Here is an 11653-nt window from a genome sequence, read left to right on the forward strand (position 1 = left end):
AGCCGCCGCTTTGCACCTTATGCCTTTTCCAAGGCGGTTCCGCCTTCCGTTTCCATCAGTGCGTCTTGCCGGTACCCGGGGCCAGGCGGCTGCGCGCCTGGGCCGAAGACGCGGTGGCCGGGTCGAGCAGCGCTTCGTTCGGGCCCATGCCCAGTTCGGCGCCGGTCATCGGATCGGACGTCGGGTCGGACGAGGTCCGGGCCACCAGCTGCTTGGCCACGGCCAACTCGTCGGGCTTGAGCCGCAGCTCCGGCAGGCCGGTGCCGCCGTCCACCGCCTGCTGCTCGTCGCGGTCGGTGATGTAGCGGAAGTTGTCATCGCTGTTCCACGGCCCGCGCATGTCCCCTTCGCCCTGCGACATGTTGAAGTAGGCGTTGGTGAAGCGCGGGTCGCCCGGCAGCTTGCCCGGAGGGAAGTTGGGCTGCATCGAGTACAGCGCCTTCTCGAAGGATTGCTGGTGCGCGATCTCGCGCGTCATCAGGAAGCCCAGGGCCTCCTTCACGCCGGGGTCGTCGGTGGCGTTGATGAGGCGTTCGTAGATGATCTTGGCGCGCGCCTCGGCGGCGATGTTAGAGCGCAGGTCGGCGGATGGGTCACCGATCGAGTCGATGTAGCCGGCGTTCCAGAGCTGACCGCCCGAATTGGTCAGCGCCGGACCGCCGCCATACAGCACCTGCGTCACATGCGAGTCATTGCCGGCACCCGTGATGGAGCGGTACATCTCCGCTTCCTCTTCCACCCCTTCGGAGATGCGACCCTTGGCACCCTTGTTGAGCATCGCCACGATGGTGCCGATCACCTCCAGGTGGCTCAGCTCCTCGGTGGCAATGTCCATCAGCATGTCCTTGCGGCCTGGATCGTCTTCAGCCAGGGCCTGGGTGAAATAGCGACAGGCGGCGGCCAGTTCCCCCTGAGGCCCGCCGAATTGCTCCAGCAGCAGATTGGCCAGGCCGGGATTGGTCTCGCTGACGCGGACTGTGTACTGCAACCGCTTGTTGTGAGCGAACATTTTGACTCCTTGAAAAACGTGGGACGACGACCAGCGCGAAGCTGGGGCGACCCAGCTCATGAGGCAATTGCCTTGCCCGCCCCCCTGTACGGGCGATGCGTTTTTTTCATCGGTGCGATAGGCTAGCGGGAGCCCGCGCCCAGCCTCGCGGCAGCCCGGTACCGCGTCAAAAACGTCAACTAGTTCCGCACCGCTGCACGCGCAACGTGGCCAGCATTGGCGAGGGCCGGAGTTTTCCCATCTAATCCGTCTTACAACACGGACCACTTGGCTAACGGATGACGTTCAAGCTTTCTAAGAACCCGCGTGTGGCGCTCGTGCTGCCGGCCGTGCTCGGCTTGCTGGCGGGCTGTACCACCCCTCCTCCCGCAGAACCACCGCCCGCTCCCGAGGCGGCCGTCGAGCCGCCGGCGGCTGCCAGCGCACCCACCGTGCGCACGCCTGCCATGCTGCAGCAGGCCCAGCGCAGCGCCCTGGCCGCCGCCGATGCGCTGGAAGCCGGCAACGAAGAGCAGGCGAAGCAGGAGTTGCAGCGGGCCCTGTCGCTGGACCCGACCAACAAGCTGGCCCTCAACCTGATGCGCCAGATCACCGCCGACCCGGTGGCCACGCTCGGCCGCGAGTCGTTTGCCTACACCGTGCGCCCGAGCGACACCTTGTCCAAGATCGCCGGCCGCTTCCTCGGCGACATCTACGCCTTCTACATCCTCGCCCGCTACAACGACATCAAGGCCCCCCGCCAGGTCAGCGGCGGGCAGGTGCTGCGCATTCCAGGCAAGGCGCCGCCGCCCGGCACGCTGGAGCGCGAACGTGATCGGGAACGCGACCGCGATCGCGACCGTGAGCGTGAGCGTGAGCGCGAAGCCCCTCCGCCGCGGCAGGAGCCGAAGCGGGAGCCTCCGCCGCCACCGCCACCGCCGCCGCCTCCCCCGCCGCCGCCGCCACCACCGCCGCCTCCCCCACCGCCGGCACCGCCGGAGCCTTCGGCCGGTGAGCGGGCACTCAGCATGGGCGAGTCGGCCGAGCGGGCTGGCGATGCCGACCGCGCGCTGGCCGAGTACCGCCGCGCCGCGAGCCTCGGCCACCCTGCCGCGGCCGGCAAGGCCGCCCAGCTGCGCAAGCAGCTGGTCTCGCGCCACACCGTGAACGCTCGCAGCGCCTTCGCACGGCAGGACCTGGACGGTGCCATCCGCCAGTGGGACCGGGTGCTCGAACTGGACCCCGAGAACGACACTGCCCGGCTGGAGCGCCGCAAGGCCGTGTCGCTGAAGGAGAAGTTCAAGACGCTGAAGTGAGCCCCTGGCCCGCCGTCCGCCACCTCAGGCCGCCGGTGGGCGCAGCAACTCCAGGATGCTGGAGAAATCGCGGCCGCCCTGGCCGGCCGCGTTATGGAGCGCGTACAGGTTGCGCGCCAGTTCGCCCAGCGGCGTCGGGGTGCCGCTCTGCAGCGCCGCTTCGGCGGCCAGCCCCAGGTCCTTGAGCATCAGCGCGCTGGCGAAGCCGCCGCTGTAGCCACGCGAGGCTGGCGCCGTCGGCATCACGCCCGGCCACGGGTTGTAGACCTCCAGTGCCCAGTTGCGGCCGGAGCTGCGCGAGATGATCTGCGACAGCACTGCGACGTCCAGCCCATGCGCCGCGCCGAGTTGCAGTGCCTCGGCCGTGCCGGCCATCAACACCCCCAGCAGCATGTTGTTGCAGAGCTTGGCGGCCTGCCCGGCCCCGGCCGCGCCGGCGTGGAAGACCTGGCTGCCCATGGCCTGCAGCACGGGCTGCGCCCGTTCCAGCGCAGCCGCCGGGCCGCCGACCATGAAGGTGAGCGTGCCGGCTTCGGCTCCCGCGGTGCCGCCGGACACCGGCGCGTCCAGGCAATCGATGCCACGCGCCTGGCAGCGCTCGGCCAGCCGGCGGGCGGGATGCGGGCCGATGGTGGAGCAGTCGATCACCAGTGCGTCGGCATCGATGTGGTCGAGCAGGCCGTCCGCCACCCCGTCGCCCAGGTAGAGGCGCTCGACATGTTGGGCCGCCGGCAGCATCGAGATCACCACCTCGGCGTCGGCCACCGCCTGCGGGCCACTGGAAGCCACCAGCCCGCCCGCTGCGGCGAAGGCGGCGCATGCCGCCGCCGACGGGTCGAGGCCCAGCAACTGGTGGCCGGCGCCCAACAGGCGGCGCGCCATCGGGCCACCCATGTTGCCGAGGCCGAAAAATGCGATGGTCGTCATCCTTGCCTCCTGGCGGGCTTGCCGCCCTCGTGTACAGACACAGCCGCGAAACAGGCGCCGCCAAGGGCGCCCGGGACGATCATGCGCCCTTGGCGCCTCACCTCAGGTGCTCCAGGTCAGGCTGCTCCAGCAGGTGCCGGGCGACGATGACCCGCATGATCTCGTTGCTGCCTTCCAGGATCTGGTGCACCCGCAGGTCGCGCAATAGCCGCTCCAGCGGGTAATCGCGGGTGTAGCCATAGCCGCCGTGCAACTGCAGCGCCTGGTTGCAGACCTCGAAGCCGGCGTCGGTGGCCAGCCGCTTGGCCATCGCGCAATAGACGCTGGCGTGCGGGTCGTCGCGGTCCAGGCGCGAGGCGGCCAGGCGCACCATCTGGCGCGCGGCGGTCAGCTCGGTCGCCATGTCGGCCAGCTTGAACTGCAAGGCCTGGAACTGCGCCAGCGGGCGGCCGAACTGGCGCCGCTCGCAGAGGTGCCGGCAGGCGGCGTCCAATGCGCCCTGGGCCCCGCCGACCGAACAGGCCGCGATGCCAAGGCGGCCGCCATCGAGGCCGCGCATCGCCATGCGAAAGCCCTCGCCCGCCTGGCCGAGCAGGTGCTGCGGCCCGACCTGCACTGCATCGAAGTGCACCGCCCGGGTGGGCTGGCTGTTCCAGCCCATCTTCGCTTCCCGGCGCCCATAGCGGATGCCCGGTGTGTCGGCCGGCACCGCGAAGGCCGAGATGCCGTCGGCCTGCGGGCCACCGGTGCGGGCCATGACCACCAGCAACTCGGTCTCGCCGGCGCCGGAGATGAAGGCCTTGCTGCCGTCGATGCACCAGCCGTCGGCGGTGCGCCGCGCGGTGGTGCGCAGCGCGGCGGCGTCGGAGCCGGCACCCGGCTCGGTGAGGCAGTAGGACGCCAGCGCAGTGCCACTGGCCAGCCGCGGTATCCACTGCCCGGCCAGGTCGGGCCGGCCCCAGCGCGCCACCATCCAGGTGGCCATGTTGTGGATGCTCAGGTAGGCCGTGGTCGAAGGATCGACACGCGCCAGTTCCTCGTACACCAGCGTCGCGTCCAGTCGCGACAGGCCGCTGCCGCCCAGGGGCTGTGGGGTATAGAGCGCGCAGAAGCCGAGCTGGCCGGCCAGCGCGAGCTGTGCTTTTGGAAAATGCCCTTCCTGGTCCCAGCGCGCGGCGTGGGGGGCCAGCTCACGCTCGGCGAAATCGCGCGCAGCGCGGCGAAAGGCTTGCTGGTCTTCGTTCAGTTCGAAGTCCATGCGGTGCTGCTCCTCATCAGACGACGAGGCGAGCGGCAGCCACCGGCCGGATGGACCTGCACATCCATCCAACCGTACGACAACAGGCGTCCGCGCACCCCGCACCGCTCGCCCACCGCAAGCGGAACGCTTGAACGCGGCCGACGCACGAGGGCACCGGCGCGCGCATGCAGGCCGGTCTCCGGACTTGCAAGCCCTGCCGCGTCGCCTTCCCGGAGCCTGAACGCACTCCAGTGGCGTCGATGACGCGGCCACCCTTGCCTACCGTTGCGGGGGCAGTCGCGGCCTGCGCCGGCGCCTGGGGGCCGGCCTCACCGCGTTCCCGTTTCACTCTCGCGAGGAGACATCCTGGAGAGCACCTGCATGCGGCGGACCTTAGCAGAAGCCCCCAGTGTCGCCAAGCCGGCGCCTGCGCTCCAGCAGCCGGGGCGGCCGCCGCCTCAGCGCACGGCGCCGCTGCGGCGGCCGGGCGAGGCGGTCAAGGCGTCATCGGGCTGCGCCACCATGAAAGGCGACGATCCAAGCCGCTTCGCGAGCGTGATGCGCGAGTACTTGCCGAGGTAGTTGCGCCGGTTGCGCTCGCGCTCGATGGCGCGGAGGGCATCGGCGGCCACCTCGTCGTCCGGCTTCAGGGCCAGCACGGCCAGGTGCTGCGACGCCGCACGGTCGAGCTCGCCACGACGCTGGAACTGCTGGGCACGCCGCGCGTGTTCGGCGACGGCCAGCTCGATGTGCCGGCGCACGTCGGCCAGGCGCTCGCGGTATTCGTCCACCTCGGGGCGCAACACGGTGAGCAGTTCCCAGCTGACGGCCGCATCGGCCAGCCGCCGCTGCTGCGTCTGGGTCTGGGCCCGCTGGCGCAGCTCGCTTTCGTAGCTCGCATTGCGGGAGCCCTGCACGGCCGGCAAGGGCGCGGGTGCCTCCTCCGGCGCACTGGGCGGGCCGCCGGCGCAAGCCAGCAGGCCCAGGGACAGGCCGCCAGCGGCCGCAAGGCGGGCACTGCGTGCCAGCACGGAAGCAAGACGGAAGGCAGGAAGAGGCGATGTCATGGCTTGCGTGTTCCCTGCGTGACCTGCAGCTTGGCGCGGAAGGTGGTGAGGCTGTCGTCTCGGTAGATCATGCTGCGCCGGAGCATCAGCGGCTGGGCGAAGAAGGCGTTGCCACCCGGATTGACGGTGACGGCCATGTCGTACTTGTTGCGCTCCATGGCTTCGAGCACCGCTTCGTTGGCATCGCCGTAGGGATAGGCGAAATGCCGCACCTTGACCTTCTTCAGCTTGCGCTCGAGCACCTCGCGCGGCACCTGGGCCTCGGCCTGCAACTGCTGGCGGTAGGCGGCTTCCGGCAGGCCGGGCGGCCGATCCAGCAGGTTGCGGTGGGTCTTGGAATGCGCCTGGATGTCGACCAGGCCGGAATCGGCCAGCTCCTGCAGCTGGGGCCAGCTCAGCGCCTCGCCGCCACCGATGAAGTCGGTGTAGACGAACAGCGTGGCCGGCATGTTGTACTTGCGCAGCAGCGGGAAGGCATAGCGGTGCACCGACTCGAAACCGTCGTCGATCGTGATGACCACCGAGCGCTTGGGCAGCGGCTGGCCGCCTTCCAGGTAGGCCATCAGCTGTTCCAGGCGGATCACGTGGTAGTCGTTGCGGGCCAGCCATTCGAGCTGGGCCGCGAAGCTGGCCGCCGACACCGCCATCTTGCCGCCCACCGTGCCGAAGCGGTGGTAGCAGAGGATGGGCACCGTCTGGTAGTAGTCGGCGTAGATGCCGGACGGATTCAGCGTCTTCAGCGGGATGGCGAGCGGCTCGCCGGCTTGCGCCTCGTCGATGTTGTTGAAGTCGCCGATCACCCAGTAGCGGTCCTCGTCGCCGAGGAAGCGGCTGGCAATGCTGCGCAGGTTGTCGCCGGGGCCCGGCTGGTAGATCACGAAGCGCGGGCTGCGGCCCAGGATCTCGCCCGAGCCGTTGCCGGTCGCCGGGCCGGTCGGCAGGCCGCCGCAGGCGGCCAGCAGGCAGGCCAGGCTGCCCAGCGCGAGGCCGCGCAGCGCCCCCGCGATGCGGCCCGTGGCAGGCCGCCGTGGTGTGGATGAACCCATCTGTACTCCCTAGGGTGCCGGTTTGGAGGCGCTGCTGCCGGCCGCAGTCGTGCCGTGCTGGGTCGCGCCGAGCGGCGCGCCGGTGGTCAGGCCGAGGTTGCCTGATTGACGGTCTTGCAGGGCCTGCGCCATCTGGTCGAAGGCGACATACAGCTGGCCGAACTCGTCCTTGCGTTGTTCGCGGATGCGGTGGTCGAAGCGGCCGCGGGCGATCTCGCCCATCGACTCGGTCAGCAACTTGATCGGCTGGGCGAACCAGTTGGCAACAAAATACATCGCGATGGCCACCGCGAGCACCGTCACGACCACCAGCACCACCATCAGGATCATCGACAGCCGGGCCACCTGCGCCAGCGGCTGCTCGGGCAGCCCGAGCGCGACCCGGCCGACCTGCTTGTCCTGGAAGGTGATGGGCACCTGGAAGCCGAGCACCGTCTTGCCCTGCACGGTGTAGCGCGACACGGCCACGCCGCCCTCGCGCTGGCCCAGGGCCTCGCCCTGCGGGGGCTCGTAGGGCCGGCCCAGCAGCGCCGGCCGGCTGGCCGCGCGCACGATGCCTTCGCGGTCGATCACGGTGACGCTGTCGAAGTCGCGGGTCTTCATGACCTCCTGCACGCCGACCTCCACCGCCGCCCAGTCCTCCGACAGCGCCGGCACCGCGTTCTGCGCGGCAATGAAGCGCGACAAGGCGGCGCCGTAGTCGGTGACCTGGCTGATCATCGCGGCGTACTGCCGCTGCGTGATGACGGTGGCGGTGATGGCCATCACCACCGCGACGATCAGCGCCATCATCGCGGCCCACTTCACGCGCAGCGGCACGATGCGGGGGCGGTCCTTCTCGCGGGCGGCGGCATCGACCTCGGCCAGCACCTTGCCGAGCGCCTCGGCCAGTTCCTTGCCGCTCTGGAAGCGCCGGTCCGGCGACTTGGCCAGGCAGCGGTCGACCACCCGGCGCAAGGCCGGCGGCAGCCCGGGGCGCAGCTTGTCGATCGGGGTCGGCTCCTGGTTGGCGATCTGTACCGCCAGCGCCACCAGGCTCTCGCCCAGGAAGGGGCGCTGGCCGGTGAGCATCTGGTAGAGCACGATGCCGGCCGAGAACAGGTCGGAGCGACCGTCGATCTTGTGGCCCTGGGTCTGCTCGGGCGACATGTACTGTGGCGTGCCGAGGATGTCGCCGACCCGGGTGCGCTGGTCGGCGCCGCTTTCCATGTGGGCGATGCCGAAGTCGGTCACCTTGATGGTGCGGCTGCCCTTGGGGCGCAGGATGTTGGCCGGCTTGATGTCGCGGTGCACCACACCGCGCGAATGCGCATAGTCGAGCGCCCGGGCCAGCTGGATACCCATCACCAGCACGTCGCGCAGCGGCAGCGGCTTGCCCTGGTCCATCAGCTCGTTGAGGGGCTGGCCCTCGATCAGCTCCATGGCCATGTAGGGCCGGCCTTCGATCTCGCCGACGTCGTGCACGGTGACGATGTTGGCGTGCGACAGCCCGCCGGCCGCCCGCGCTTCGCGCAGGAAGCGGGCCCGGTAGCCCTCTTCCTCGCACAACGACGCATGCAGGAACTTGATGGCCACGTCGCGGCCGATGCCGGGGTCGTGCGCCTTGAAGACGGTGGCCATCGCCCCGCTGCCCAGGCGCTCCAGGATCTGGTAGCGGCCGACTTGGCGCACCGCGGCGCTGCCTACGGCGGCGCTGCCCGGCAACGTGCCGGCGATCGGCCTTTGCGGCTGGGCCAGCGGCGGCGCCGGCGGCACGGCGGGCGCGGTGGGGGTTTGCACCGGCGGCACCGGTGGAACGGGGGCCATGGGCGCCACCGGCGCGGCGGCCACGCTGGGCGGCACCGGCGCGGCCGGCGTGCTGGCGGGCGCCAGTGTCGACCAGATGCGGGTCGCGTCATCCTCGTGCGGCCGAGCCGCCGGGGACGGCGTGTCCGTCAATGGGTCCGGGCGACGCCCGCTTGAACTTCCTGCTTCTGACATGTTGCTTGCTCTTTCCTCCCTGCCGGGCCTAGCGCCGAGCCGGGGGTACACCCGGGGGGCGGCAGGGCCGTCCTCACCTGTCTCCGGCCGGCGCCGTCACCTCGGTCGCGGCCGGCAGTTCTCTGGCGGAAACTTCGGGAGTTTGCCCGGTTCGGACGATAAATCCGCGACCCGGTGGAAACAACAAGAAACAAACCGCTTGTTCGCGGGGGGTCAGCCTGAGTTAGTGGCTGCCCGCCGAAAGCCGGCGGCGGAGCCCGCCGCCCGCGCCGCGGCGGCCGCCTCACTTCAGCAGCAGCTCCGGCAGCCACATCGAGAAGGCGGGCACGTAGGTCACCCCCAGCAGCGCGACGAGCAGCGCGCCGTAGAAGGGCCAGATGGTGCGCATCACCTGCCCCACCGACACACCGCCAATCGCACAGCCGACGAATTGCACGGTGCCGACCGGCGGCGTGTTGAGCCCGAGTGCGCAGTTGAGCAGCAGCATGATGCCGAACTGGATCTCGCTCATGCCGTAGTGCTGGGCGATGGGCAGGAAGATGGGCGTGCAGATCAGGATGGTTGCCGCCATGTCGAGGAAGGTGCCGAGCAGGAACAGGATGACGTTGATCAGCAGGAAGATCAGCCACGGGTTCTCGGTCACCGCAGCCAGCGCCCGGCCGGTCAGCTCGGCCACGCCGTAGAGGCTGATCAGGTAGCCGAAGATGCCCGAGATGCCGATCAGCAGCAGCACGATGCCGGTGGTCTTGACCGCCTTGGCCCCGGCCTTCAGGAAGTGCTCCCAGCTGAGGCTGCGATAGACGAGCACGGTCAGTCCCAGCGCGTACAGCACTGCCACGGCCGCCGACTCCGTGGCGGTGAACACGCCGGAAAGAATGCCGCCCAGGATCACCACCACCACCAGCAGCCCCGGCAGCGAGGCCGCGAAGCTGCGCGCGACGATGGCCCAGCCGGGGAAACGGCCGGCCGGATAGCCCCGCCGCACCGCCACCAGGTAGGCCGCCGCCAGGTTGCACAGCGTCAGCAGCAAGGCTGGCAGCATGCCGGCCAGGATCAGCGCCGCCAGCGACACCTTGCCGCCGGCGGCCAGGGTGTAGATGATCATGTTGTGGCTGGTGGGCATCAGGGCGCCGACCAGCGCCGCGTGCGTCGTGACGTTGACGGCGTAGTCGGCGTGGTAGCCCTCCTTCTTCATCATCGGGATCATCACCGCGCCCATGGCCGAGACGTCGGCCACCGGCGAGCCCGAGACGCCGCCGAACAGGGTGTTGGCCACCACGTTCGACATGCCGAGCCCGCCCCGGATGTGGCCGACCAGGCTGCGTGCGAAATCGACGATCTTGTCCGCAATGCCGCCGTGCAGCATCAACTCGCCGGCGAAGATGAAGAAGGGAATGGCCAGGAAGGAGAAAGCGTTCATGCCCGAGGTCATCTGCTGGAAGCCGACCGCCAGCGGCAGCCCCTCCCAGGCAATGGTGGCCAGGGCCGACAGCCCGATCGAGAACGCCACCGGCACGCCGATGATCAGCAGGCCGAAGAAGGCCAGGGTGAGGACGCTCAGTGCCATGCGGGCTCCACGTCGGTGCCGCGCACCAGGGCGATGAGGTGTTCCAGGGAGAACATCACGATCAGCACGCCGGCGATCACCGCCGGCCAGTACTTGAAAGCTTCCGAGATGCCGAGCGTGGGCAGCCGGTAGTCGGCCACCGACTGGGCCAGCTCCAGGCAGCCGATGCTCATCAGGGCACCGAAGCTGCCCACCAGCAGGTGGATCAGCATCTCGAAGCGCCGCCGCACGGCCGCCGGCAGCAGGACCAGCAGCGACTCCAGGCCGATGTGGCCGGCATCGCGCACGCCGGCCGCGGTGCCCAGCATGGTGACGTAGAGCACGAGCACCAGGGCCAGGCTCTCGGCCCAGGTGGGTGTGCTGTTGAGCACATAGCGACCGAAGACCTGCCAGGAGACGGCCGCCACCAGCGCAATCAGGCCGGCCACGCCCAGCACCATGCAGGTCCGCGCCAGCATGGCGCACAGGCGGCTGTACGCCGTGCACAGCCGCACGGCCAGCCCGCTGCCGGCCGCCTGCGGCGCAGCGCGCCCCAGGGGCGCCTTGGCGAGAGTGGGATTCATGGTGGCCTCGCTCACTGGGTGTCCTGGATGCGCTTGACCATCTCTTTCAGGCGCGGGTCGGTCACGTACTTGTCGTAGACCGGTTTCATGGCCGCCTGGAAGGATGCCTTGTCGACCTCGACCACCTGGGCGCCGGCGGCCTTGACGGCGGCCAGCGAGCGGGCATCGCGTTCGTCCCACAGCCGGCGCATGTAGGGCACCGATTCGCGGGCCGCCTGGCGCAGCGCCTTCTGCTCGTCGGCGCTGAGCTTGTCCCACACCCGCTTGCTGAACAGCAGCATCTCGGGCGCCATCGAGTGCTCGGTCTTGGAGTAGTAGCGGGCCACCTCGAAGTGGCGCGAGCTTTCGTAGGAGGGGTAGTTGTTCTCTGCCGCGTCGACCAGGCCGGTCTTCAGCGCGGTGTACACCTCGCCGAACGGCATCGGCGTGGCGTTGGCGCCCATCGCTTCCAGCAGGGACACCCACAGGTCGGACTGCTGCACCCTGACCTTCATGCCGCGCGCGTCTGCCAGGGTGCGGATCGGCTTCTTCACCGAATAGACCGAGCGGGCACCGCTGTCGTAGAAGGCCAGGCCGATGAAGCCCTGCGGCTCGCAGCTTTTCAGGATCTCTTCGCCGATCGGCCCGTCCAGCACCGCCCGCAGGTGCTCCTTGCTGCGGAACAGGAAGGGCATGGTCGGCACCACGGTGGCCGGGCAAATGTTGTTCATCGGCGCGATGTTCACCCGTGTCATGGCCATCGCACCCAGCTTGGTCTGCTCGATCGCGTCCTTCTCGCTGCCGAGCCGGCCGTTGCTGAAGACCGCCACGCTGTGCTTGCCGTTGGTCAGCTTCTGCAAGACCTGGCCCATGTACTTCACGGCGGCCACCGTGGGGTAGTCGTCGGGGTGGATGTCGGAGGAGCGGAACTCGGTGGCGTGGGCGCCCAGCGACAGGGCGGCCGACATCGCGAGCGCGGC

Annotated in this window: 10 protein-coding genes and 1 riboswitch; of the genes, 1 reads left to right on the plus strand and 9 read right to left on the minus strand. The window is 69.8% G+C overall.

Annotated elements, in window-relative coordinates; translation table 11 throughout:
• Positions 1-55: 55 nt before the first annotated feature.
• Complete coding sequence (locus N7L95_RS03250) at positions 56-1009, minus strand: manganese catalase family protein (RefSeq protein WP_301258382.1); 954 nt, start codon at positions 1007-1009, stop codon at positions 56-58.
• A gap of 278 nt (positions 1010-1287) precedes the next feature.
• Between N7L95_RS03250 and N7L95_RS03255 the strand changes: the two genes are divergently transcribed.
• Positions 1288-2304, plus strand: a complete 1017-nt coding sequence (locus N7L95_RS03255; protein WP_301258383.1) for a LysM peptidoglycan-binding domain-containing protein — start codon at positions 1288-1290, stop codon at positions 2302-2304.
• A gap of 24 nt (positions 2305-2328) precedes the next feature.
• Here N7L95_RS03255 and mmsB read toward each other — a convergent pair whose 3' ends face one another.
• From mmsB to N7L95_RS03295, 8 genes are all read right to left on the minus strand, one after another.
• On the minus strand, positions 2329-3231 hold the full coding sequence (gene mmsB, locus N7L95_RS03260; protein WP_301258384.1) for a 3-hydroxyisobutyrate dehydrogenase: 903 nt from the start codon (positions 3229-3231) through the stop codon (positions 2329-2331).
• Between the two features lie 97 nt (positions 3232-3328).
• A complete protein-coding gene (locus tag N7L95_RS03265; protein ID WP_301258385.1) occupies positions 3329-4489 on the minus strand; it encodes an acyl-CoA dehydrogenase family protein in 1161 nt (386 codons plus the stop codon).
• Positions 4490-4644: 155 nt separating this feature from the next.
• Positions 4645-4867: riboswitch (cobalamin riboswitch) on the minus strand.
• Positions 4868-4929: 62 nt separating this feature from the next.
• Positions 4930-5538 carry a hypothetical protein gene (locus N7L95_RS03270; RefSeq protein WP_301258386.1) on the minus strand — a complete coding sequence of 203 codons (609 nt, stop codon included), beginning with the start codon at positions 5536-5538 and terminating at the stop codon, positions 4930-4932.
• Positions 5535-6584 (minus strand): polysaccharide deacetylase family protein, encoded by a 1050-nt coding sequence (locus tag N7L95_RS03275; protein ID WP_301258387.1) that lies wholly within the window; start codon positions 6582-6584, stop codon positions 5535-5537. The genes N7L95_RS03270 and N7L95_RS03275 overlap by 4 nt, the downstream gene beginning before the upstream one ends.
• A gap of 9 nt (positions 6585-6593) precedes the next feature.
• A complete protein-coding gene (locus tag N7L95_RS03280; RefSeq protein WP_301258388.1) occupies positions 6594-8390 on the minus strand; it encodes a protein kinase domain-containing protein in 1797 nt (598 codons plus the stop codon).
• A gap of 457 nt (positions 8391-8847) precedes the next feature.
• Positions 8848-10131: a TRAP transporter large permease gene (locus tag N7L95_RS03285; protein WP_301258389.1), complete on the minus strand. Its 1284-nt coding sequence runs from the start codon at positions 10129-10131 to the stop codon at positions 8848-8850.
• Positions 10122-10589: a TRAP transporter small permease gene (locus N7L95_RS03290; protein ID WP_301260054.1), complete on the minus strand. Its 468-nt coding sequence runs from the start codon at positions 10587-10589 to the stop codon at positions 10122-10124. The genes N7L95_RS03285 and N7L95_RS03290 overlap by 10 nt, the downstream gene beginning before the upstream one ends.
• A gap of 116 nt (positions 10590-10705) precedes the next feature.
• Complete coding sequence (locus N7L95_RS03295; protein WP_301260055.1) at positions 10706-11641, minus strand: TRAP transporter substrate-binding protein; 936 nt, start codon at positions 11639-11641, stop codon at positions 10706-10708.
• Positions 11642-11653 lie beyond the last annotated feature (12 nt).

Origin of the sequence: Eleftheria terrae (genome assembly GCF_030419005.1) — a bacterium.
Lineage (GTDB): Bacteria > Pseudomonadota > Gammaproteobacteria > Burkholderiales > Burkholderiaceae_C > Caldimonas > Caldimonas terrae.

Excerpts from the sequence above, each read along its gene's own strand:
- N7L95_RS03290 (WP_301260054.1), bottom strand. The coding sequence starts at position 10,589 with ATGCTGGCGCGGACCTGCATGGTGCTGGGCGTGGCCGGCCTGATTGCG.
- N7L95_RS03295 (WP_301260055.1), bottom strand. The coding sequence starts at position 11,641 with ATGTCGGCCGCCCTGTCGCTGGGCGCCCACGCCACCGAGTTCCGCTCC.
- N7L95_RS03255 (WP_301258383.1), top strand. The coding sequence starts at position 1,288 with ATGACGTTCAAGCTTTCTAAGAACCCGCGTGTGGCGCTCGTGCTGCCG.
- mmsB (WP_301258384.1), bottom strand. The coding sequence starts at position 3,231 with ATGACGACCATCGCATTTTTCGGCCTCGGCAACATGGGTGGCCCGATG.
- N7L95_RS03270 (WP_301258386.1), bottom strand. The coding sequence starts at position 5,538 with ATGACATCGCCTCTTCCTGCCTTCCGTCTTGCTTCCGTGCTGGCACGC.
- N7L95_RS03250 (WP_301258382.1), bottom strand. The coding sequence starts at position 1,009 with ATGTTCGCTCACAACAAGCGGTTGCAGTACACAGTCCGCGTCAGCGAG.
- N7L95_RS03275 (WP_301258387.1), bottom strand. The coding sequence starts at position 6,584 with ATGGGTTCATCCACACCACGGCGGCCTGCCACGGGCCGCATCGCGGGG.
- N7L95_RS03280 (WP_301258388.1), bottom strand. The coding sequence starts at position 8,390 with ATGGCCCCCGTTCCACCGGTGCCGCCGGTGCAAACCCCCACCGCGCCC.
- N7L95_RS03285 (WP_301258389.1), bottom strand. The coding sequence starts at position 10,131 with ATGGCACTGAGCGTCCTCACCCTGGCCTTCTTCGGCCTGCTGATCATC.
- N7L95_RS03265 (WP_301258385.1), bottom strand. The coding sequence starts at position 4,489 with ATGGACTTCGAACTGAACGAAGACCAGCAAGCCTTTCGCCGCGCTGCG.